Raw genomic sequence first — 24,227 nt, 5'->3', positions numbered from 1 at the left:
ATTATAAGTACAAAAGTAACGAATAAAGTCACAGTATTATTATGTGCAACTTAAATTACATAAAAGCAATTTATTATTTTTAATTTTGCAGAATCAAATCCCATGTTATGTTAACGATCATCAAATCAGCATTAGAAAAAAGTTTTACGTATTCTGAATACAGAGCATTTGTAAGTCAATTAATTAAAGAAGGAAAATCGACTGGTAATGACCAAAGTGCCGATTTATTACACTATTCTGAATTGAATGAAGTACGCATGAATCGTTTGGAAAAAACCCTGAAAATGGATGCTGAAATTTTAGCTGCGCTTCAAAAAATAAATACCAAACAAACTTGGTTAGTTATTGCTGAAGGTTGGTGTGGCGATGTGGCTCAGATTTTACCGATTCTCAAATTAATGACTGATTCGGTAGACAACATTGAATTAAAAGTAGTTTTTAGAGATGAAAACGATACGTTGATGTCGGAATTTTTAACAAATGGTGCAAGATCGATTCCGAAATTAATTATTTTAGATGAAAACTTAGAAGTAATTAATCATTGGGGACCACGACCAGAAGCTGCAAAAAATTTAATACTTGATTATAAAGCAAAACACGGAATCGTTGATGAACCAGCTAAAATTGCTTTACAAAAATGGTATTTAGATGATAAAGGTATGACTACGATGAAAGAGATTGTTGCAATGCTTCAATAAAAGCTTCCGGAGTAACTCCATTTTCTACCGAATAATTTCCGATTTTCGTTCTACGAAGCGCTGTTAAATGTCCGCCCGATTGTAAAGCTTGTCCGAAATCGTATGCAATTGAACGAATATAAGTTCCTTTACTACAAACAATTCTGAAATCAATTTCAGGTAAAGCGATACGCGTAATTTCAAATTCGGTTACAGTAACTTTTCTCGATTTTATTTCAACCTCTTCTCCTGCTCTTGCGTGTTCGTATAAACGTTTACCTTCTTTTTTAATAGCAGAAAAAACAGGTGGTTTCTGATCAATTTCTCCAATAAATTGTTTTACTGTTTCATGAATCAATTCATCTGTAATATGTTCTGTTGGAAATGTTTCGTTGATTTCAGTTTCTAAATCGTAAGATGGAGTTGTAGCGCCAACCGTAATTGTTCCAGTATATTCTTTAGCTTGACCTTGAATTTCTTCAATTCTTTTGGTGAATTTACCCGTACAAATTATCAATAAACCAGAAGCTAATGGATCTAACGTTCCGGCATGACCAATTTTAAATTTTTTCGGTAAGTGCAATCCTTTAATTAAACCGTACTTTAATTTATTAACCGCTTGAAAAGACGTCCAAGTAAGCGGTTTGTCAATTAATAAAACTTGACCTTCTAAATAATCTTGTGAAGTCATTATTTGATAAAATTAAAGTAAGCTAATAATAAGATTCCCGCAATAATTCGGTACCAACCCCAAGGTTTAAATCCGTATTTTTTGATGATTTCAATAAAAAATTTAATAGCTAAAACCGCGACAACAAATGCTACTATATTTCCAACAACAAACATTTTAGTGTTTTCTGGAGATTGTAAAATTAATTCGAAACCTTTTAAACCGCTTTTGTCATAGGTTTTCAAAAACACTGAATAACACGTTACGGCTAACATGGTTGGAACCGCTAAAAAGAAAGAAAACTCAGCTGCTGCCTGACGCGTTAAGCCTTGTTGCATTCCACCTATTATACTGGCAGCACTTCTACTCGTTCCAGGCATCATGGCTAAACATTGCCAAAAACCAATGGTTACTGCTTTTTTTATGGTAATATCTTCTTCAGTATGAACAGTTGGGTTTTTGAAAAAATTATCAATGAATAATAAAATGATTCCACCAACAATTAATACGATTGCAATTGGAGTAGGATGTTCTAAAACCGCTTCAATTTTATCATCGAACAATTTTCCTAAAATCAAAGCAGGAATAACCGCACAAGCTAATTTGATGAAGAATTGCCATTTTGAAAAATCGAAAAACTTTTTCCAATACAAAACCACAACGGCTAAAATGGCTCCAAATTGTATAGAAACTTGAAATAACTTAACGAATTCTTCTTTTTCAATTCCGAAATAAGAACTGGTAAATATCATATGTCCCGTTGAAGAAACAGGTAAATACTCTGTTAAACCTTCAATAATGGCAATAATTATTGCTTGTAGTAAATCCATGAGACAAAAATAATATTTATTTTAATAATTAGTAATAATTTAAATTTTATATTTTAGCTAAAGAACCCCAATCGAAAATGAAAAAAATTAGAATCATAATCTTCATTTTTATTTTAACACAAATAACTTATGCTCAACAAAATAAGGAATTTGAAAAAATAAAAATGCAAGTTTCCAAAACATTCTTTGTTGCTCCTGAAAAAGCAAAAAAAGATGCCTATTTATTGAAAAAAATTGCTCGCACCAACGAACAAATAAACATGTCTTATCAATATTTAGGATACATTTATGATTTAACGGGAAAGGCAGATTCTGCTAGATATTACTTCATTAAAAGGCTAAATTTCACAAAAAAACATTTTTACAAAACAAGTAATTATTATCAATCGGTAATTGATTTTACAAACTGGGGTTTAAATTATATTGATCGAACCATACTTGTAGAAGAATTAACGCTTGCCTTATCCAATATTGACAAAGTAAAGTTCCAACAAGAAATGGGCTTAATGTATCTTTTATTAGGTGATGTTCTTTTAAAAGATGGCGAATTAGACAAAGCCAACAAATATTTTGACAAATCATTTAAACTTATAAAAGGTAAATATACTGCAACGGATTATTACATCAGAAAAAGCAATATTGATGTGTTGAAACAAGATTATAAGTCTTCAAAAATTAATTTATTAAAAGGAATAAATTCATTTAGTGAACGAAACATTTACACGTATCCACAATATTTAAACGAACTTGGGTATACCTCAATTATGTTGAAAGAATATAAAAACGCCAAAGATTATTTAATCAAATCATTATACTTTCAAGATAAAAACGGATTTAAAGGATTAACTTCAGAAACGTATTTAAATCTGTATTATTTAGCAAAAGCTGAAAATAACATCACCAATCAAAAATATAATTTAGACAAAGCACTTTCATTTAATGAAGGAGATATTTTCATTTTAAAAGATATCTATTTAGGATTTAAAGATTACTATTCTAAAATTGGCGAAACCGAAAAAGAAAAAGAAAGTTTAAAAAAATTTAATCATTTAAATGACAGTATTTTAAATTTAGAAAAAGCCAAATTAAGAACCGATTTAGAGTACAAACTTCAAGATAAAGAGAGCAAAAAAGAAATTGCACTTAAGGAAAACATTATACAAAAAGAGAAAAAAATAAAATCGCTTTTTATAATTGGTCTTGGATTACTTTTACTTTTAATTGTCATTTTATTAGTTCTATATTTTTATAAAAATAAGGTTCAGAAAAAATTAAGAAGTAGTCAAAAAAAACTACATGAAGAACAACTGAAATTAATGCAAGAAAACCAACGAAAAGAAATCATTAAAGAAAAATTTGATGAAAGAAAAAAACTTTCTATGGAATTGCATGATGGAATTGCCAATGAAATTAGTTCTTTAAAATTAAGTTTAACGAAAGAGTCAAATTTAGCTAACAATGAAATCAATTCTATTATTTCTAAAATTGACAATCTTTATAATGAAGTTCGAAATTTTTCACATGAATTAGATCCTGAAAACATTACTGATGTAGAATTTTCGCAGTTAGTAAACAACTTATGTTTAATAATAGAAAACCAAGGCATTAAAACAAACAAAAACTTATTAATCACAAAAAACATTGATAATTTAGATGAATCCATTTTAATTAATTTGTACCGAATTTTACAGGAAATAATAAACAACATCTTAAAACATGCTCAAGCAACTGAAGTTCAAATAGACATTTATGAAGACGATTCTGAAATAATAATGTATATAAAAGATAACGGTATTGGAATTTCGAATCAACTAAATCATAAACCCGGAATAGGTTTAAAAAACATTAAAAAAAGAGTTGAAATTTTACAGGGAACGTATGAACTTTCAAATTTGGATAAAGGAACATCTATGAAAATTAAAATACCTAAATCCATTAATTAACTTTACCCCTGAAAACCATTAATTACGAATTGAATTTTTAATTGAATTTTGCCTTAAACAACTCAAAATTTAGTTAATCATGAATCTAACTCTATCCAAATTTTTTAATTTTTTTCTAATCTTCGGATTAGCATTTACTATTAAAGCGCAACCTGCACCGCCTTCAATTACCAATTCAAATTTTCCCTTAACCGCTTCACAATGGGATGTGCTTTTTCCCAAAAGAGCTGGTACAGCAAGTGGTCATCCACAAGGATATACATCAGACTTTTATTCATATACTAATTTTACTCAAGCCGTAACCGAAATGAGTGATTATTTGGTTCAAATAAGAAAAAAACCTGGAGTTTGGGGCGAATTAACTACTGTCACAAAAAAATCAACCAATCAAACCTACAACTATTCTGATGTTGAAAGTTGGTGGTATTCAAATCCAACTCCGGAAGTAGTCATAAATGTTGATTTTGCCGACTTTTTAAATACCACTTCTACTACAAACAACAAACGTGAATTAGCCGCTTTTCTTGCAAATATTTCTAAAGAAACTACAGGTGGTTGGCAATTACCTGTTGGTGGAAATTCTGATGGAGATTATGCAAAATGGGGTTTGTATTTTGTTCACGAAGTTGGCTACACGAGTTCAAATTCTGCTGGAACGTATTCTCAAGCAAGTACAGAATATCCACCAAATCCAAATAAAGGGTATTACGGTAGAGGGCCAATACAATTATCATGGAATTATAATTACGGACAATTTAGTAAGTTTTTATACAACAATACTTCCATTTTACTAAACAATCCTGACTTAGTACAACAAGATGGAATTTTAGCTTTTAAATCGGCGATTTGGTTCTGGATGATGCCTCAATGTCCGAAACCTTCTTGTCATCAAGCCATGCACGAATTATGGCAACCACAAACTGGAGAATATTCTGCAACAAAAATGTACAAAAAAGGATTTGCACATACCAATAACATTATTAATGGTGGATTAGAATGTAGAAATACCTCATCTGCAGCTTTTACCCAAAAAGTAGTTTTACGATCTGAATTATATAAATATTATTTATCTGTTTTAGGTTTTTCAAACACAGAAATTGCCCAAGAAGACTCGGGAAATTACTCTACTTTATGTTATGAAAGTAGTTCGAATGCCATGCAAGATTATGTAAATTGTGCACAAGCCGTTTTGAATAGTCAAAATTTTGATATAAATTTATTAGAAATATATCCAAATCCAGGTACAGATGAAGTTATTATTAATTACAATCAATTAATTGATACCGTTGAAATTTACAATACGTTAGGGCAAATAATTCAAACCGCTCAACCAAATAAATTAACTGTAATTGTAAACACAACCAACTTGCCAACCGGAATGTATATATTTAAAATAAAAAGTAATTCGAGTAGCGCCTCAGTTCATTGGATAAAAAAATAAAATTGCATAATTAATCGGTAAAAATGAATCAAAAAATATTAATAGTTGACGACCATAAAGTTTTTTGTGAGAGTTTGAAAATGGTATTGGAAGCGCATAAATTTTATGTCGTTAATGTGATTGATGGTGAATTAGCTTTAAAACATTTAAAGTCGGGTGATTTTGATATCGTAATTACTGATGTAGAAATGCCAAAAATGAATGGCTTTGATTTTATTAAAGAAATTAAAGCCATTGAAAATGAATTACCTAAAATCCCAAAGTATATTATTTTAACGAGTTATTCTAAAATTAAAGTTTTTAAGCAATTTTACAATTTAGGCATTCATGCTTATTTAAGTAAAAATGTATCGCAATTGGAATTGATTAATGTGATTAAAAAAGTATTAAAAAATGAAAAGTATTTTGAAAAATCCATTTATGATGAATATATAAGTTCGGATACTAATTCGAATCAAGTAGAATTTACAAAAAGAGAATTAGATGTTTTACATTTAATATTGGATGAAAAAACTACAAATGAAATTGCAGAAAAACTACAAATTTCTCCTTTTACAGTTGAAGGACATAGAAAAAACTTGATGCAAAAAACAAATTCCAAAAATGTGGTAGGACTAATAAAATATGCCATGTTGAACAATAAATAACTAATAATTAAAGAGACATTTGTCTCTTTTTTTATGTCTACCCCTGAAAACCGTTATTTAATTAAAATGGGAAATTTTCAACTTTGTTTTGGTAAACAACATAAACTCAAATCAAATGAAAAAATTAATTATCACATCGTTATTGATAACAAATTCCCTTTTTGCCCAAGTAGGAATTGGAACCGTAACTCCTGACCCAAGTTCTATTTTACATTTAAACAGCACAAATGCTGGATTTTTAGCTCCAAGATTAACAAATGCTCAAAAAAATGCAATTTTAAGTCCAGCTACTGGATTATTAATTTATCAAACCGATGGTGCTTTTGGTTTTTGGTATTATAATGGAACGGCTTGGGTTCCATTTGGAGGAGCAAACACGTATACTTTTAATAACGGATTAACATTAACTGGAAGTAATGCGCAATTGGGTGGCGATTTAATAAAAAGCACAACAATTGACTTAAAAGATTACGATTTAACCTTTAAAACTACCTCTACTTCTACCTATCCAGGAGATTTAGTAGTTGAAGGTAAAAACAGAAAAATCATGGAAACCAGTATCTATGATAATTTTGTTCATTTTGGTGGTGGATATCCCTACATTGGTACTTCAGTGGATGGAACAACTTTAACTGATTATAGTGGTTCAAACTATACCATTGATGTAGTGGCGAGTTTTCAAACCGATGGAGCCATTGCGGGAAGTGCAATCAAAACCGGATCTGTTGAATATTTAATGGACGGAATTAGTGAATTGTATTTAGAAGGATCTGCCGGATTTCACCCAAGAAACGACAATACCAGTTCATTTGGCGCTTCATTAGGAAGTACCACAAAAAGATGGGCTAGTGTTTATGCTAATAACGGTGTCATTCAAACTTCAGATGTGCGTTTCAAAAAGAATATAAAACCTTTAGAATATGGTTTAAATGAAGTATTACAATTGAACACTATTACTTATAATTGGAAGAATAACAAGATTGGGAATACCATAATTCCTGACGAATTTCAAGAAACTAAAATCGGATTTTCCGCTCAAAATTTATTAGAAGTTATCCCTGAAGTTGTAGAAACACATACTTGGCAACCCGTAGATGAAAATGGTAATTACACTAGATTAGAAAGCAATAAATTGGGCGTTAATTATTCAGAATTGATTCCAGTTTTAGTGAATGCCATAAAAGACTTAAAAGCAGAAATCGATTCCCTAAAAAAGGAATTAAACAATAAATAATTTTTTTAGTTTAGTTTTTACTTTAATTCAAAAAGGTCGCCTTATGGCGACCTAATTTTAATTTCTTATGGATAATAGTACTATTAACAGATTCGTGTTTTTCATTCTTTCATCCCTGCTTTTTTCAATACTATTTTATTTTACTGATGCTAATTTTTATGCTATAGTAAAATCTATTGTTTTATCTTTTATTATAGTATATATATTACCGGTAATTTTTAAAATACTAAAATTTTAAATTACTTATTCTTCTTTAAAACTGAATAAATCGTAATTCCGAATCCGATTAAAACTACAGTTGGCGCTAATCTAATTCTTCTAAAACTATAAACCTCTTCATTAAATACATTCGGATTTTCATTAGCTCCACCACTCATTAAAATGAACCCTAAAGCAATAACTACTAATCCGATAATTAAGATTTTATAATTCGTTTTCCCGAATAAAAATTCAGTATTGTTTGTATCTTCTTTCATATCTATTTTGACTTGAATCTTTTTACTTTTTACTTATCTCTTAATATAAATCGTCTGTTCTTAAATTTAAGAAACGTGTTGTTGCAAAATAGGTGCTCAACCAAGTGATAATTATTCCAACTAACAATACACCTGCTGCTACAATTCCTAATGAAACATAATCGGAAGCAATTCCTAATGTTGGGAATAATCCATCAATATAAAAAGCTAAAACAACTAAACCAATAATTGCTAAAACCGCTCCAATTATACCTAATAATATACTTGTTTTAATAAATGGTTTTCTAATGAACGATTTTGTCGCCCCTACCATTTGCATGGTTTTTATAGTAAATCGGTGAGAATAAATAGACAAACGAATAGAACCGTTTATTAATAACATCGCTACAAATGTTAAAACCGCACTAATAACTAAAATCCACATACTGATTTTCGTTACATTTTCATTTACTAACTCAACTAATTCTTTATCGTAAATAACATCCGAAATATTTGGGTTACGTTTAAAATCGTTTTCAATTTTTTTGATTTCCGCTTTGTTTACATAATCACTTTTCAAATGAATATCAAATGAGTTCAATAACGGATTAAATCCTAAAAATTCCATAAAGTCTTTTCCAACAATATCTGGATTGTTTTTAGCTGCTTCGTCTTTAGTAACAAAATCGTATGATTTGATATACTTCGCATTTTTCAATTCAGTATCAAAAGCATTTAAAATAGAATCATTCGCTTCATCTTTAAAATAAACCGACATAGGAATATTCTCTTTAAAATCATTTGAAATTTTTTCAGAATTAATGACAAATAACCCTAAAGCTCCCAATAAAAACAGAACTAAGAAAATACTAAAAACTACCGAAAAATAAGAAGAAATTAATCTTCTGCGTTGATATTGCTCAAACGATTGTGCCATAAATTTTTTAATTATGCTGTAAAAATAGTAAAGAAATTTTGTTTACACAGAATATAACTACAAAGTTTTAACTTTAGTATACAAAAACAGTACTTTTGTGTTTTAAAATTTACTCCTATGGTATTCAAAGTAAAATTATTACCCTTATTTTTATTGTTCAATTTATTGGTTATGTATTCTCAAGAAATTGCAATTCCTTATCGTGATGGCAATAAATGGGGAATGTGTAATCCGGAAGGAAAAATAATTATTGAACCAAAATATGATAAATTAGAATTTAAGGAATATTACGATTCTGATTTTCAAACGGTTTTTCCAAAATTAAAAAACAAAACCGGTTTAATATTAAATGGTAAAATTATTTTTGAAGCCAACTATTCTCAAATTTATTTTGATGATGAAAATTTTGTTTTAATTTCAGATGAAAACAACAATAAAACTACTGAAATTATCAGTAAAGAAGGTAATGCACTTCTTAAAAAACCAATTATAGAAATTATTTCTTCCGAACACATTACAGAAAAATTAAAACTCTATCACGTATTAAATAAAGATTTTACAGAAAGTGTTTTTCTACTTGATAAAAAAACAAAAGTGATTGAACAATGGCTATACGAAGATTATTATTCACTTTACATCTTAAAAAAAGTTGGAGGCAGATTTGATTTAGTTTTCAATACGAAAAAATCTCAAAATGATCCTTTACAAACTGATGTATGGAATGTTGAAAAAGCTCCTTTTGTAAAAACTAAAAAATTAATGTATGAATCGGAAGATAAATATCTAGAACAATTTTATCAAAAAGCGAAAAATAAAACAAATAGTAATAATTCTGGATACGGTTCTGGAACTGGAAATGGAGAACTTGTTACTGATTCTGGTTATGAAGAAGCCATTTATTCTTCTGTTGAACGTGGCGATAGTGATGTGGTTGTAGATATGGGCGAGCCAGAAGTTAATAAAAAACCACAACTTTATTTCACTTATATCCTTAAAAAAGAAAATGAAAAATTGGTATTAGAAACCAAACAAGAAAATCTAAAAGAGGCAAAAAAAACCATAACTCCTTTAAATTTAAAAGAACCTGTAAAAAATGTAGAAGTACTAAATTATTACTTCTATAAAAACACGAAAGATTCTATACTGAATTATAGAAATATAGCATATTTCAAAACGAAAAATAAAACGGGTGTAATTTTACCAACTAACATTTCAAAAGTAATTGAATTTGATACTATTGTAAAAGTCTTTAATCAAGTAAAAATGAAAGATTCTTTTGAAGAAATTACTTTTGTCGCTGGAAATAAAAACAACAAAACCAACCAATTCAAATACAGCTTAATTTCTAATAAAAAAGGCTTAATTTTCCCTTTACAATTTGATGAAATTTCCAATTTTAAATTGCAAATTAACAATGGAAATGTAGTTTATAAAACTAGAATGGGCGACAAGTTTGGGTTAATAGAATCTAACGGAAATGTTTTACTAAAAACAGAATACGAAGATTTTAAACATCCAGGTTATAATCATCATACCAATTTTGTGACTAAAAACTATTTACTTTTAAAGAATAATAAATTCGGATTAATTTATCATAACGACACTACGTATAAAGATGAAATTATTGAAGCTATTTTCGATTACCAAATTGATGACGTTTTGGTTAATTTCCCATATAAAGGAAGGTATTCAACCAACCATTCTAAATTAACTTTGGTAACCTTAAAAAATTCCGATAATGAAATTATTGGTTATGCGAATGTTAATGGAACTTTATACTTTAAAAACTAATCTTATGAGAAAATATATCTTCATTCAACTGTTTTTTATTTCGCTGTTTTCTCATTCTCAAAATTGGGAAAGTAATGGTTATGTCAATTCAGATGTTTCTATCCCTAGAATCAGGCAAGCCGAAACGTTTTTTTATACCGAATACGAGTTTCTTTTAAATGTAAATCATAAAACTTTAACGGAAATTGAAGCCGAAATTAAATCGAATACATTCGAACAAATAAAATATATCACTACTAAAACGAATCAGAATAGTATTAAAGTCGAAAAATATATAAAAGGCAATATTTTTAGTGAAAAAACATATAAAAACAATGTTTTAAACGGAGTAACGAAAATATTTTATCCTGATGGAACCATTTTTCAAGAAGTAGATTTTGTAAATGGTAAAGTAAATGGTTTGTATAAAATTTACAGCAATGACAGAGATCATAAAGTGATTTTAGAAACCAATTATAAAAACGGAATTCGAAACGGAATTCGAAAATATTTTATTCCTAGAGAAGACGAAGTTTTAGAAGGTAATTATGTTGATGGTAATTTGGTTGGCGATTTAAAATTTTCTACAGAATATGGCTATTATTTATTGCCTAACGATTTGAAAAAAGGAAAAGTACAAGGATTTTCAAATAATAAATTAATCAGTGAATTTTATATCATTAATGAAAAAGACATTCATGGAGAAGCTACCATTTATTTTTATGATGTAAATAAAGTTGCGATGAAAATCCCCTATTATTTAGGCGAAAAAAATGGAACCGCTAGAATGTATGATCGCGATGGAAAAGAAATAAATAAAATCGAATATAAACACGATAAAAAAGTTGGCGATTATATTAATTATACCAAAGACAAACAAGTAAGTAGCGAAGAACATTACGACGATGAAGGAAACAGAACCGGAACTTGGAAAGAGTATAAAAACGGATTAATTTATAGTGAACAAAGTTATAAAAACAACAAATTAGATGGCGCTTACAAACTTTATAAGAATGGTGTGTTACAAAATGTTGAAGAATATAAAAACGGTATTCGTAATGGAAAATCTGAAAATTTTAATGTTGAAAACGGACAATTAATTAGTGAATCGGTTTATAAAAATGATGTGTCTATAAAAGCTATTCAATACTACAATAATCAAGCAAAGTTTAGTGTATTTGAAAAAGATGAGAAGACGAATTTATTTTGTACAAGATATTACGACAAAACCGGGAAATTATTGCATCAGAATAATTACAATGAAACCCGTCAACCCATCGGAATTCAAAAGAATTTTTTACTAAGAAATGATGAAGCTTATTCAAATAGTGAAACTCATTACGATTCTAAAGGAAAACAAACTAAACATATTTATATTTTTGGTGGTAATTCTTCTACAGAAACCAATTATAGAAATGGCGTTCCTCATGGTGAAAAAATCATGACAAACAAAGACAATGTTAAAACCATCGAATACTATTACGAATCTAAAGGCAACTCGAAAAAAGTAACCAAAGAAGAATTTGAAAGTCTTGTAAAAGCAGAAAAAAAATAGCTTTTTATTCACGCTTTCAATTTCAACATTTTAAATGTAAATTTGCAACCTAAATTTAGCAGACAGTCACAGTCGCAGTATTCAGTTTTTTACTTCTGTTCAAAACTGAGACTGAAAATGAAAACTGAGACTGAAAATGAAAACTGAGACTGAAAATGAAATACCATCACGAAAAAATCGAAGCCAAATGGCAACAATATTGGGCAGAAAATCAAACTTTTGCTGCAAGTAACAATTCAGATAAGCCAAAATATTTTGTATTAGACATGTTCCCTTATCCTTCTGGAGCGGGTTTGCATGTTGGGCATCCTCTGGGTTACATTGCTTCAGATATTGTAGCGAGATACAAAAGACATCAAGGTTTTAATGTGTTGCACCCACAAGGTTACGATTCATTCGGATTACCAGCAGAGCAATATGCGATTCAAACTGGGCAACATCCAGAAAAAACAACTCGTGAAAATATTACTCGTTACCGTGAACAATTAGATAAAATCGGTTTTTCTTTTGATTGGAGTCGAGAAGTACGTACTTCTAACCCTGATTATTACAAACATACACAATGGATTTTCATTCAATTGTTCGAATCTTGGTACAATAAAAACACGGATAAAGCTGAAAATATTTCAACTTTAATTGAACTTTTCTCATCAGAAGGAAATGCTAAGGTAAATGCCGTTTGTGATGAAAACATCGCATCTTTTACTGCTACAGAATGGAATGCCTTTTCATCAGAACAACAACAACAAATTTTATTACAATATAGATTAACGTATTTAGCAGAAACAGAAGTAAACTGGTGTCCGGCATTAGGAACTGTTTTAGCGAATGACGAAATCGTAAATGGTGTTTCAGAACGTGGAGGTCATCCTGTAATTCGTAAAAAAATGACACAATGGTCGATGCGAATTTCAGCGTATGCAGAACGTTTATTACAAGGTTTAGAAACGATAGATTGGAGTGAATCGATTAAAGAATCGCAACGTAATTGGATTGGAAAATCGGTTGGTGCAGCCGTAACATTTAAAGTGAAAAATCACGATGAAGTTATTGATGTATTTACAACTCGACCTGATACTATTTTCGGAGTAACATTTATGACTTTAGCTCCGGAACACGAATTAGTAGCTAAAATTACTACTCTAGAACAAAAAGCTGCGGTTGATGCTTATATTGAAGCCACTGCAAAACGTTCGGAAAGAGAGCGTATGGCGGATGTAAAAACTATTTCTGGTGTGTTTACAGGTGCTTATGCTGAACATCCATTTACAAAAGAAGCTATTCCGGTTTGGATTGGCGATTATGTATTAGCTGGTTACGGAACAGGTGCCGTTATGGCCGTTCCTTGTGGTGATGAGCGTGATTATGCTTTCGCGAATTTCTTTAAAGGAACTAACGGAATGCCAACCATTAAAAATATTTTCAACCAAGATATTTCTGAAGCAGCCTTTAATGAAAAAAGCGGTTTCGAATTTGTAGATTCTGATTTCTTAAACGGATTAGATTACAAATCGGGAACGAAAAAAATCATTGAGGAGTTAGAAAAAATCGGAGCTGGAAATGCTAAAGTAAATTACCGTTTACGTGATGCCGTTTTCTCTCGCCAAAGATATTGGGGCGAACCGTTCCCAGTGTATTATGTGAATGGTTTACCACAAATGATTGACAAAAAACACTTGCCAATTGTGTTACCAGAAGTGGAAAAATATTTACCAACAGAAGATGGTCAACCGCCTTTAGGTAACGCCACAACTTGGGCGTGGGATAGTGTTCAGTGTTCAGTGGTTAGTAATCAGTTGATTGACGATGTAACTATTTTCCCTCTGGAATTAAATACGATGCCAGGTTGGGCAGGAAGTTCTTGGTATTGGATGCGTTATATGGATGCACACAACGAGAACGAATTTGCTAGTGCTGATGCATTGAAATATTGGGAAAATGTAGATTTATACATTGGTGGAAGCGAGCACGCAACGGGTCACTTATTATATTCTCGTTTTTGGAATAAATTCTTAAAAGATAGAGGTTATGCTCCAACTGAAGAACCATTCAAAAAACTGATTAATCAAGGAATGATTTTAGGAATGAGTGCTTTTGTATACAGAAGTGAAGATTCTAAAATTTTATATTCAAAAGGATTAATTAAAGATAAAAATGTACATCCTATTCACGTTGATTTATCATGTATCAATGACATCACCAACGAATTAGACATAGAAAAATTCAAAGCACATCCTTTATATACAGATTATGCCAATGCTGAATTTGTATTGGAAGATGGAAAATATATTGTAGGTCGTGAAGTAGAAAAAATGTCGAAATCGAAATACAATGTAGTAAATCCTGATGATATTTGTGAAGAATATGGTGCCGATACGTTACGTTTATACGAAATGTTTTTAGGTCCGTTAGAACAAGCGAAACCTTGGAATACTGCTGGAATTACCGGAGTTTCTGGTTTCTTGAAAAAATTATGGAGATTATATTTTGACGATAATGGATCTGTAATTAAAGACGAAGAACCAACTGCTGAAATGTACAAATCGTTACATAAAACGATTAAGAAAGTAACGGAAGATATTGAGAATTTCTCTTTCAACACGTCGGTTTCTCAATTTATGATATGCGTAAACGAATTACAACAATTAAAATGTAATCACCGTGCCATTTTAGAACCATTAGCTATTATTGTTTCGCCTTATGCGCCACATATTGCGGAAGAATTGTGGAGTGGTTTAGGTCATGAAGGTTCTATTTCAACGGTGGCTTTCCCTAAATTCGAAGAAAAGTATTTAGTAGAATCAGAGAAAGAATATCCAGTTTCGTTTAACGGAAAAATGCGTTTCACGATTAAATTACCGTTAGATTTAACTGCAGCTCAAATTGAAGAAATTGTAATGGCAGATGAAAGAACTCAAAATCAATTACAAGGTAGAACACCAAATAAAGTGATTATCGTTCCTGGTAAAATTATTAATTTGGTAGGATAACATCAAAAAAACTTGTCATACTGAACTTGTTCAGCATCTTTTAAATTTAACCGCAGATTTTCAGAATAGTTGCTGAAGTCTGCGGTTTTTTCTTGTAACAATTTTTCATCATTTTCTACTAATAAATTAAAAAACCATGAAAAAGCACGAAGTACATGTATTAAAAAAAGCATCAAGTTTTAAAGGCAGCATGAAAGATGATTTAGCCAAAGAAGTAACTGAATTTTTAAACAAAAAAGCAAGTGAAGGTTATGAAATAATAAGTACATCTTTTACTTATTATGAAAACACAGAATTAATTGCATTTGTAACTATATGCAAATAAGAAAATGTCAACTTGTCATTTGTAATTTTTGGCTTGTAATTTGATGCTAATTTTGTAACTTTAAATTTTTAAAATTAAAAACTATGTTTGATTTACCTTATATGTTAATAATTGGAGCAATTGCTCTATTTAGTTGGATGGTTAGTGCGAGATTAAAAAGTAAGTTTGAGCATTATTCAAAATTATCTTTAAGAAACGGCATGTCGGGTGCTGAGATTGCCGAGAAAATGCTAGCCGATCATGGTATTCGTGATGTAAAAGTAATTTCTACACCAGGAAGATTAACAGACCACTATAATCCAGCTGATAAAACCGTTAACTTATCGGAAGCAGTATACAACCAACGCAACGCAGCAGCAGCGGCAGTAGCGGCTCACGAATGCGGACATGCCGTACAACATGCGCAAGCGTATGAATGGTTAACGATGCGTTCTAAAATGGTACCAATGGTAAATGTTTCTTCGAGTTTATCGCAATGGTTAATTATGGGTGGAATTATTTTAGGATTTGCATCAAAATCGGGTATTGGATTTTATATTGCTTTTACAGGTTTGGCTTTAATGGCAGTTGCAACAGCTTTCAGTTTCATTACTTTACCTGTAGAATACGATGCCAGTAACAGAGCTTTAGCATGGTTAAAAAACAAAAACATGTTAAGTCAGGAAGAATATGCTGGTGCCGAAGACTCATTAAAATGGGCTGCAAGAACCTATTTAGTAGCCGCTTTAGGAGCTTTAGCTTCGTTATTATATTGGGCATATCGAATTTTAGGATCGAGAGATTAAGACTAAATATATCAATTTAAAACCCCAAATCTTTTAAAAGGTTTGGGGTTTTTTATTTTTCGTGTCTTCACAACTATTCGTTTTCATGTAAATTCTATTTCATTACAAACAATTTTTTAAATAATTGATAAACAATTACATATAATTATTAATTTCAAAATTGGCCTAAACTCCAATAAAACATGATGTTTTTGTGATTATTTTTCTATATAACATTGTTTTTGTTAAAAATATTATTAAAATTATGTTAATATGTTAAAATATTTTTTATATTGCGATGCCCAAATGAAAAAATCTACATAATAAACTTCAGTAAATAGGCATATTTCTATTTGCTCCTACCTGCTATTTTCAAGTAACTAAAATAATTTTAATATTAACTTTTACATTACTTAAACCCACCCCAAAAATGAAAAATTTTTTATTAACTTTTTTTATACTTTTTTGTATAAATACCTTTTCACAAACAAAATCTTCTACTCCTGTAGAAATAAATGAAACTCAAAAAAAATTACCCGCAAAAGGCACGTATCAATTCATAATTAATGATACTAAAAATCAATATGCTTTTAGTGAAGAAACACTTCTTTTAATTGAATCTCAAAGAAAAGAAAATGAAAATGTAAAACTTGAATTGGGAAAAAATGTTCAAGTCATAATTCTTTCTAGAAAATACATTTCTTCTAAAGAATTTAAACCAGTCGATGAGTTTAATTATAATTTATAGGCAACAATCATCATTTCTTTACTTTAAAAAAACTATTATGAAGAATAACTTACTTCTAGTATTTACCTTTTTTTCATTTTTATTAGGATATGCGCAACCTGCAAATAATACTTGTACTAACGCTCAATCAATAACTCCAAATGGAACTTGTGTATCAGGAACAACCGTAGCAGCAACAGACACTTGGAACAATGTTGTTGGTTGTCAAAATGGAAATAACGCTTCAAACCATCCAGATGTTTGGTATACTTTTGTGTCAACAGGAACTCAGGCAACTTTTACAAATACAGCAGGAACATTTGTTGGAACAATGGAGTTAATCTTAGTTGAAGGAACATGTGCAAGTACTTTTACTTTAGTAGGAAGTAACTGCTCTGCTTCTCCTCAAAACGTTACTTTTACTGGTTTAACCATTGGTACAACATATTATTATACAATTTCAAATGCATCTGGAGCAGGTCAAACTCCAGGAACATTTACAACTTGTGTTACCACATCTTCTCCACCTCCAATTTCTGGCCAAGATTGTGGAACTGCCGCAATTTTATGTGACAATTCTACTTTCGGACAAGGAAGTTCAACTGCTGGAAGTGGAGCCGTTTTTGGAAATACTTCTAATGAAAATTTATCTGCTTTTGGATGTTTAATGACCGATGAAAGACAATCAAAATGGTATAAATTTACCGTTGGTTGTGGCGGAACTATTGAATTTATTATTGATCCTGTTGTAAATACTGATGATTATGATTTTGCAGTATATGACATTACCACTTCAGGATGTGCAATTACTCCTGGTGGTGGAACTGTAGGTGGTGCTACTCAAGTAGTTTGTAATTATAGTGGATGTGCAGGTTCAACAGGTGTAACAAGTGTTGCCAATCCTTGTACAACTTATGGCGCTAATGATTGTGGTGGACCTCCAGGATGTCAAGCTGGTGGAATTGCAGCACCTCCAACATTAATTGCAGGGCATACGTATGCATTAATTATTGATAACTTTTCATTAACCAATTCTGGTTTTAATTTTACTTGGACAGGCGGAACAGCAACTATAGGTCCAGATGCAATGTATACTTTTACGAACCCTTCATGTGGTGTTTATAATTTTACAAAGACTTGTAATACTGGAGCATTTTCAACTTACTTATGGACTTTTGGAGATGGAACAACATCTACGCTACAAAATCCTTCTCATACTTATACAACAGGTGGAAACTATACTATTTCATTAGAAGTAACAGATGCTTTAGGATGTAAAAAAACTGAAAGCCAAACAGTTACTGTAGCTATGCCATTAATTGCAGATACTACTGCTAATATATGCTCAGGAAATGCATTTACTGTTACTCCTGTAAATACTTTACCAGATATTGTTCCTCCTGGAACTACATATACTTGGGGAGCGCCTGTAATTAGTCCTGGTGGTGCAATTACTGGAGGAAGTGCTCAAGCAGTACCTCAAACTTCAATCAGTCAAACCTTAACAAATATTACAGGATCATCTGCAACAGCAACTTATACAGTTACTGCTTCTTCAGGAACGGCTCCTGCTGTTTGTACAGATACTTTTACTATTGTTGTAACGGTAAATAGCCCTTTAACAACTCCAACAGTAACTACAACTGCAGCAACTTGTTTTGCTAATGGAACGGCAACAGTTTCTAATTATAATGCTACATTAACCTATACTTCTACTCCAGCAGGATTAACAGTTGGTGCAGGTGGTGCGATTTCAGGCTTTACATGTGGAACTTCTTATACTATTACAGCGACTAATGCGGCATTGTGTTCTACAACTTCTGCAAGTTTTACCGTACAATGTCAGTTAGCAGCACCAGCTGTTCCTACAGTATCTACTACTGCAGCGACATGTTTTGCTAATGGAACGGCAACAGTTTCTAATTATAATGCTACCTTAACTTATACTTCTACTCCAGCAGGATTAACAGTTGGTGCAGGTGGTGTAGTTTCAGGATTTACATGTGGAACATCATATACAATTACGGCGACTAATGCAGCAACATGTTCGGCAACTTCTGCAAGTTTTACCGTTCAATGTCAATTGGTAGCTCCAGCAGTTCCAACAGTATCAACTACTGCAGCGACTTGTTTTGCTAATGGAACGGCAACAGTTTCAAATTATAATGCAGCCTTAACCTATACTTCAACTCCAGCTGGTATATCTGTGGGTGCAGGTGGTTTAGTTTCAGGATTTACATGTGGAACGTCTTATACAATTACGGCGACTAATGCAGCAACATGTTCGGCAACTTCTGCTAGTTTTACGGTTCAATGTCAATTAGCAGCCCCAGCTGTTCCTACAGTTTCAACAACTGCAGCAACATGTTTTGCAAATGGAACGGCTACTGTTTCAAATTATTCTGCAACTATAACCTATACTTCTACTCCAGCAGGATTAACTGTGGGTGCAGGTGGTGTGGTTACAGGATTTACTTGTGGAACTTCATATACAATTACAGCTACAAATGCAGCAACATGTTCAGCAACTTCTGCTAGTTTTACGGTTCAATGTCAGTTAATAACGCCAGCTGTTCCAACAGTTTCAACAACTGCAGCGACTTGTTTTGCTAATGGAACGGCAACAGTTTCTAATTATTCTGCAGCCTTAACGTATACTTCTACTCCAGCAGGTTTATCTGTTGGTGCAGGTGGTACGGTTACTGGATTTACGTGTGGAACTTCTTATACAATTACGGCGACTAACGCAGCAACATGTTCAGCAACTTCTGCAAGTTTTACGGTTCAATGTCAGTTAGCTGCGCCAGCTGTTCCTACAGTTTCGACTACTGCAGCAACTTGTTTTGCTAATGGAACAGCAACAGTTTCTAATTATAATGCAGCTTTAACGTATACTTCTACTCCAGTAGGTTTATCTGTAGGTGCAGGCGGTGTAGTTACAGGATTTACTTGTGGAACATCATATACCATTACTGCAACTAATGCAGCAACGTGTTCGGCTACTTCTGGAAGTTTTACGGTTCAATGTCAGTTAATATCGCCAGCTGTTCCAACAGTTTCGACTACTGCAGCAACTTGTTTTGCAAATGGAACGGCTACTGTTTCAAATTATTCTGCAACTTTAACCTATACTTCTACTCCAGCAGGTTTATCTGTTGGTGCAGGTGGTACGGTTTCTGGATTCATTTGTGGAACTTCTTATACTATTACAGCTACAAATGCAGCAACATGTTCGGCTACTTCTGCAAGTTTTACGGTTCAATGTCAATTAGCAGCCCCAGCTGTTCCAGCTGTATCTACTACAACTGCTACTTGTTTAGCTAATGGAACGGCAACAGTTTCTAATTATTCTCCAACTTTAACCTATACTTCAACTCCAGCAGGCTTAACAATTGGTGCAGGTGGTGTGGTTTCAGGATTTACATGTGGAACATCATATACTATTACAGCTACTAATGCAGCAACGTGTTCAGCAACTTCGTCAAGTTTTACAATTGAATGTCAGCTAGCAGCTCAACCTACTCCTGTAGTTTCTACAGCTGCACCTACTTGTTTTGCAGACGGAAATTCTACAATAACAAATTATAACGCTTCAAACACTTATACTTTCACACCTACTGGCCCAACAGTTGGAGCAGGTGGTTTAATTTCTGGAATGATCATTGGTACAAGTTATACAGCTACATCTACTAATGCTGGCTGTACTTCATCATCATCCTCATCATTTAGTAATGCAGCTCAATTATCAGGACCAGCAGTTCCAACAATATCTACTACTGCTGCAACATGTATTGCAGACGGAACGGCAACAGTTTCTAATTATTCGGCAACTTTAACTTATACTTCTACTCCAGCAGGATTATCTGTGGGTGCAGGTGGGGTAGTTTCAGGATTTACATGTGGAACGTCTTATACAATTACAGCGACTAATGCAGCAACATGCTCAGCTACTTCTGCTAGTTTTACCGTTCAATGTCAGCTAGCAGCACCTTCTGTTCCAACTGTTTCAACAACTGCGGCAACTTGTTTTGCTAATGGAACGGCAACAGTTTCTAATTATTCTGCAACTTTAACCTATACTTCTACTCCAGCAGGATTATCTGTGGGTGCAGGCGGTACGGTTTCAGGATTTACATGTGGAACGTCTTTTACAATTACGGCAACTAATGCAGCAACATGCTCAGCTACTTCTGTAAGTTTTACTGTTCAATGTCAGTTAGCAGCGCCAGCTGTTCCAACAGTTTCAACAACTGCAGCAACATGTTTTGCAGATGGAACGGCAACGGTTACTAATTATTCGGCTGCCTTAACTTATACTTCTAATCCAGCAGGATTATCTGTGAGTGCAGGTGGTGTAGTTTCAGGATTTACTTGTGGAACTTCTTATACTATTACTGCAACTAATGCAGCAACATGTTCGGCAACTTCTTCAAGTTTTACGGTTCAATGTCAGTTAGTAGCACCAGCTATTCCAACAGTTTCAACAACTGCAGCAACTTGTTTTGCAGACGGAACGGCTACGGTATCAAATTATTCAGCTGCTTTAACCTATACTTCTACTCCAGCAGGATTATCTGTGGGTACAGGTGGTGTAGTTTCAGGATTTACATGTGGAACTTCTTATACAATTACAGCTACAAATGCAGCAACTTGTTCGGCAACTTCTGCTAGTTTTACCGTTCAATGTCAGTTAGTAGCGCCAGCTGTTCCAACAGTTTCGACTACTGCAGCGACTTGTTTTGCAGATGGAACGGCAACGGTTTCAAATTATTCAGCAACTTTAACGTATACTTCTACACCAGCTGGATTATCTGTAGGTGCAGGTGGTGTGGTTACAGGATTTACATGTGGAAATTCTTATACTATAACAGCGACTAATGCAGCAACTTGTTCGGCAACTTCTGCTAGTTTTACCGTTCAATGTCAGTTAGTAGCGCCAGCTGTTCCTACAGTTTCAACTACTCCAGCAACATGTTTTGCAGATGGAACGGCAACGGTTACTAATTATTCGGCTGCCTTAACCTATACTTCTACTCCAGCAGGATTATCTGTAGGTGCAGGTGGTGTAGTTTCAGGATTTACCTGTGGAACTTCTTATACTATTACAGCTACAAATGCAACAACATGTTCGGCAACTTCAGTTAGTTTTACGGTTCAATGTCAGTTAACTGCTCCAGCTGCTCCAACAGTTTCAACTACTCCAGCAACATGTTTTGCAGATGGAACGGCAACGGTTTCAAATTATTCAGCAACTTTAACGTATACTTCTACTCCAGCAGGTTTATCTGTGGGTACAGGTGGTGTAGTTTCAGGATTTACATGTGGTACTTCTTATACTATAACTGCAACAAATGCGGCTACATGTTCAGCAACTTCTGCAAGTTTTACCGTTCAATGTCAATTGGTAGCTCCAGCTGTTCCAACAGTTTCAACTGCTGCAGCGACATGTTTTGCAGATGGAACGGCTTCGGTTTCTAATTATAATGGTGCCTTAACCTATACTTCTACTCCAGCAGGATTATCTGTAGGTGCAGGTGGTGTAGTTTCAGGATTTACCTGTGGAACTTCTTATACTATTACAGCTACAAATGCAACAACATGTTCGGCAACTTCGGCTAGTTTTACAGTTCAATGTCAGTTAGCAGCGCCAGCTGTTCCATCAGTATCTACTACTGCTGCAACTTGTTTCGCTAATGGAAGTTCAACAATTACTAATTATAGTTCATCTAACACATATAATTTTACTCCATCTGGACCTACAGTTGGTGCAGGAGGTTTAATTTCTGGAATGATATTAGGAAATAGTTATACTGTAATTTCTAATAACGGAAGTTGTACATCTAATGCTTCAGTATCATTTAGCAATGCAACAATGTTATCAACACCTACAATACCTACTATTTCAACAACTGCTCCAACTTGTACTGCAGATGGAAGTAGTATTATTACAAACTATGATAATTTGTTAACTTATTTATTTACACCTTCTGGACCTACAATTGGTGCTGGTGGAATTATTTCTGGAATGACTATAGGAACAAGTTATATAGTGGTATCAAATAATGGAAGTTGTACTTCTAATGCATCAACATCTTTTAGTAATGCGTCAATGTTACCATCTCCAATAATTTCGTTTAATTCTGGTTGTAATGGAACAAATTATGAAATTACAGCTTCTGTTGATAATGGTACTGCAACATTTGAATGGTATAATTCTGCAGGTGACATGATTGGAAATCAAGCTACAATTGTGATCACAAGTATGGATACTTATGAAGTAAGAGCCACTGTAAATTCATGTACAACTATAGATTATATTAGTACTACTGGTGATTTATGTGAAATTCCAAAAGGACTTTCTCCAAACAATGATGGATTGAATGATTCTTGGAATTTGACTGGACTAAATGTTGAAAGAGCAGAAATTTTCAATCGTTATGGACTAGAAGTATATAGTAAAGATAAATATGTTAATGAGTGGAAAGGTTTTACAAATAATGGAAAAGAATTACCTTCTGGAACTTATTATTATGTTTTAACATTTTCAAATGGTCAAGTTAAAACAGGTTGGGTTTATTTAAATAGAGAAAATTAAAAGCAATAAATATGAAAAATAGAATTGTTCAAATAGTTATTTTGTTTTTAGGTGTTTTTGGTTTTGCTCAGCAAGATCCGCACTACACTCAATACATGTACAACATGAGTGTAATGAACCCAGCCTATGCGGGAAGCAAAGAGAATTTGTCTATGGGATTATTGTACAGAAAGCAATGGGTCGAGATAGAGGATGCACCAACCACAGCTACTTTTTTTGGTCATAGTCCAGTGGGAAAGAATGTTGGATTAGGTTTATCTGTAGTCTCTGATAAAATAGGTCCTGTTGAGGAGAATAATGTGTATGCAGATTTCTCTTATACTTTAAAATTAGGAGGAGAACACAAATTAGCGTTAGGTATCAAATCGGGATTAACCTTACATAATGTAGATTTACTTTCAGAAGTTTATAATACGTTACCCGATCCACAAGATGGGGTTTTCGGACAAGATGTAAGTAACAGTTACTTTAACTTTGGTACAGGAGCTTTTTACTATACGGATAAGTATTATTTAGGAGTTTCGGTTCCAAATATGTTAAAGGCAAAACACTTAGATTTTGATGGAAGAAGCTACGGAAACGAATCGAGCCATTATTTCTTTACCGGAGGTTATGTATTTGATATCAACCAAAGTGTAAAATTCAAACCATTTTTCATGGTTAAGTC

General features: G+C 32.5%; 17 protein-coding genes. 13 read left to right on the top strand and 4 right to left on the bottom strand.

All coding sequences use genetic code 11. From position 1 onward, the window contains the following. Positions 1-107: 107 nt before the first annotated feature. Positions 108-698: a thioredoxin family protein gene (locus BMY86_RS12190; RefSeq protein WP_091469910.1), complete on the top strand. Its 591-nt coding sequence runs from the start codon at positions 108-110 to the stop codon at positions 696-698. Here BMY86_RS12190 and truB read toward each other — a convergent pair. Continuing rightward, positions 664-1,368, bottom strand: coding sequence for a tRNA pseudouridine(55) synthase TruB (truB, locus tag BMY86_RS12185; RefSeq protein WP_091469906.1), 705 nt, complete (start codon positions 1,366-1,368; stop codon positions 664-666). The genes BMY86_RS12190 and truB overlap by 35 nt on opposite strands. Continuing rightward, entirely contained in the window at positions 1,368-2,177 is an 810-nt protein-coding gene (locus BMY86_RS12180) for an undecaprenyl-diphosphate phosphatase (RefSeq protein ID WP_091469902.1), read from the bottom strand. Before BMY86_RS12180 ends, truB begins: the two co-directional genes overlap by 1 nt. Positions 2,178-2,254: 77 nt before the next feature. On the opposite strand from BMY86_RS12180, the gene BMY86_RS12175 reads away from it, so the two are divergent. The 4 genes from BMY86_RS12175 to BMY86_RS12160 all read left to right on the top strand — a co-directional run bounded on the left by BMY86_RS12175 (position 2,255) and on the right by BMY86_RS12160 (position 7,442). Continuing rightward, positions 2,255-4,120 carry an ATP-binding protein gene (locus tag BMY86_RS12175; RefSeq protein WP_091469899.1) on the top strand — a complete coding sequence of 622 codons (1,866 nt, stop codon included), beginning with the start codon at positions 2,255-2,257 and terminating at the stop codon, positions 4,118-4,120. A gap of 79 nt (positions 4,121-4,199) precedes the next feature. Beyond that, entirely contained in the window at positions 4,200-5,561 is a 1,362-nt protein-coding gene (locus tag BMY86_RS12170; protein ID WP_091469896.1) for a glycoside hydrolase family 19 protein, read from the top strand. A gap of 23 nt (positions 5,562-5,584) precedes the next feature. After that, positions 5,585-6,208 (top strand): response regulator transcription factor, encoded by a 624-nt coding sequence (locus BMY86_RS12165; RefSeq protein ID WP_091469893.1) that lies wholly within the window; start codon positions 5,585-5,587, stop codon positions 6,206-6,208. 115 nt (positions 6,209-6,323) lie between these two features. Continuing rightward, positions 6,324-7,442, top strand: coding sequence for a tail fiber domain-containing protein (locus BMY86_RS12160; RefSeq protein ID WP_091469890.1), 1,119 nt, complete (start codon positions 6,324-6,326; stop codon positions 7,440-7,442). 239 nt (positions 7,443-7,681) lie between these two features. On the opposite strand, the gene BMY86_RS12155 is transcribed toward BMY86_RS12160, so the two are convergent. After that, a complete protein-coding gene (locus BMY86_RS12155) occupies positions 7,682-7,918 on the bottom strand; it encodes a DUF3098 domain-containing protein (RefSeq protein ID WP_091469887.1) in 237 nt (78 codons plus the stop codon). Between the two features lie 40 nt (positions 7,919-7,958). Then, positions 7,959-8,834, bottom strand: a complete 876-nt coding sequence (locus BMY86_RS12150; RefSeq protein ID WP_091469884.1) for a cell division protein FtsX — start codon at positions 8,832-8,834, stop codon at positions 7,959-7,961. A 117-nt stretch (positions 8,835-8,951) separates the two neighbouring features. On the opposite strand from BMY86_RS12150, the gene BMY86_RS12145 reads away from it, so the two are divergent. The 8 genes from BMY86_RS12145 to BMY86_RS12110 form a co-directional block, all read left to right on the top strand. Further along, positions 8,952-10,625, top strand: a complete 1,674-nt coding sequence (locus BMY86_RS12145) for a WG repeat-containing protein (RefSeq protein WP_091469880.1) — start codon at positions 8,952-8,954, stop codon at positions 10,623-10,625. Between the two features lie 4 nt (positions 10,626-10,629). Continuing rightward, a complete protein-coding gene (locus BMY86_RS12140) occupies positions 10,630-12,159 on the top strand; it encodes a toxin-antitoxin system YwqK family antitoxin (protein WP_143065666.1) in 1,530 nt (509 codons plus the stop codon). A 155-nt stretch (positions 12,160-12,314) separates the two neighbouring features. Beyond that, positions 12,315-15,149, top strand: coding sequence for a leucine--tRNA ligase (gene leuS / locus BMY86_RS12135; protein ID WP_091469874.1), 2,835 nt, complete (start codon positions 12,315-12,317; stop codon positions 15,147-15,149). 136 nt (positions 15,150-15,285) lie between these two features. Continuing rightward, positions 15,286-15,474: a hypothetical protein gene (locus tag BMY86_RS12130; RefSeq protein WP_091469871.1), complete on the top strand. Its 189-nt coding sequence runs from the start codon at positions 15,286-15,288 to the stop codon at positions 15,472-15,474. An 83-nt stretch (positions 15,475-15,557) separates the two neighbouring features. Then, positions 15,558-16,259 carry a zinc metallopeptidase gene (locus BMY86_RS12125; RefSeq protein WP_091469868.1) on the top strand — a complete coding sequence of 234 codons (702 nt, stop codon included), beginning with the start codon at positions 15,558-15,560 and terminating at the stop codon, positions 16,257-16,259. 409 nt (positions 16,260-16,668) lie between these two features. Next, complete coding sequence (locus tag BMY86_RS12120; protein ID WP_091469864.1) at positions 16,669-16,986, top strand: hypothetical protein; 318 nt, start codon at positions 16,669-16,671, stop codon at positions 16,984-16,986. 37 nt (positions 16,987-17,023) lie between these two features. Beyond that, positions 17,024-23,560, top strand: coding sequence for a T9SS type B sorting domain-containing protein (locus tag BMY86_RS12115; RefSeq protein ID WP_177177177.1), 6,537 nt, complete (start codon positions 17,024-17,026; stop codon positions 23,558-23,560). A gap of 11 nt (positions 23,561-23,571) precedes the next feature. Continuing rightward, the coding region (locus BMY86_RS12110; RefSeq protein WP_091469858.1) for a PorP/SprF family type IX secretion system membrane protein at positions 23,572-24,227 on the top strand (656 nt) is incomplete at its 3' end.

The sequence above is a fragment of the Flavobacterium urocaniciphilum genome (assembly GCF_900110615.1).
Taxonomy (GTDB): Bacteria; Bacteroidota; Bacteroidia; order Flavobacteriales; family Flavobacteriaceae; genus Flavobacterium; species Flavobacterium urocaniciphilum.
The sequence above is the reverse complement of the archived record's forward strand: the minus strand, read 5'-3'. Positions and strand labels throughout refer to the sequence as shown.

Bases quoted from the DNA above. Each gene is read 5' to 3' on its own strand.
- BMY86_RS12165 (WP_091469893.1), top strand. From the start codon at position 5,585: ATGAATCAAAAAATATTAATAGTTGACGACCATAAAGTTTTTTGTGAG.
- BMY86_RS12190 (WP_091469910.1), top strand. From the start codon at position 108: ATGTTAACGATCATCAAATCAGCATTAGAAAAAAGTTTTACGTATTCT.
- BMY86_RS12180 (WP_091469902.1), bottom strand. From the start codon at position 2,177: ATGGATTTACTACAAGCAATAATTATTGCCATTATTGAAGGTTTAACA.
- BMY86_RS12130 (WP_091469871.1), top strand. From the start codon at position 15,286: ATGAAAAAGCACGAAGTACATGTATTAAAAAAAGCATCAAGTTTTAAA.
- BMY86_RS12145 (WP_091469880.1), top strand. From the start codon at position 8,952: ATGGTATTCAAAGTAAAATTATTACCCTTATTTTTATTGTTCAATTTA.
- BMY86_RS12115 (WP_177177177.1), top strand. From the start codon at position 17,024: ATGAAGAATAACTTACTTCTAGTATTTACCTTTTTTTCATTTTTATTA.
- BMY86_RS12150 (WP_091469884.1), bottom strand. From the start codon at position 8,834: ATGGCACAATCGTTTGAGCAATATCAACGCAGAAGATTAATTTCTTCT.
- BMY86_RS12140 (WP_143065666.1), top strand. From the start codon at position 10,630: ATGAGAAAATATATCTTCATTCAACTGTTTTTTATTTCGCTGTTTTCT.
- BMY86_RS12160 (WP_091469890.1), top strand. From the start codon at position 6,324: ATGAAAAAATTAATTATCACATCGTTATTGATAACAAATTCCCTTTTT.
- BMY86_RS12120 (WP_091469864.1), top strand. From the start codon at position 16,669: ATGAAAAATTTTTTATTAACTTTTTTTATACTTTTTTGTATAAATACC.
- BMY86_RS12175 (WP_091469899.1), top strand. From the start codon at position 2,255: ATGAAAAAAATTAGAATCATAATCTTCATTTTTATTTTAACACAAATA.
- BMY86_RS12170 (WP_091469896.1), top strand. From the start codon at position 4,200: ATGAATCTAACTCTATCCAAATTTTTTAATTTTTTTCTAATCTTCGGA.
- BMY86_RS12125 (WP_091469868.1), top strand. From the start codon at position 15,558: ATGTTTGATTTACCTTATATGTTAATAATTGGAGCAATTGCTCTATTT.
- BMY86_RS12155 (WP_091469887.1), bottom strand. From the start codon at position 7,918: ATGAAAGAAGATACAAACAATACTGAATTTTTATTCGGGAAAACGAAT.
- truB (WP_091469906.1), bottom strand. From the start codon at position 1,368: ATGACTTCACAAGATTATTTAGAAGGTCAAGTTTTATTAATTGACAAA.
- leuS (WP_091469874.1), top strand. From the start codon at position 12,315: ATGAAATACCATCACGAAAAAATCGAAGCCAAATGGCAACAATATTGG.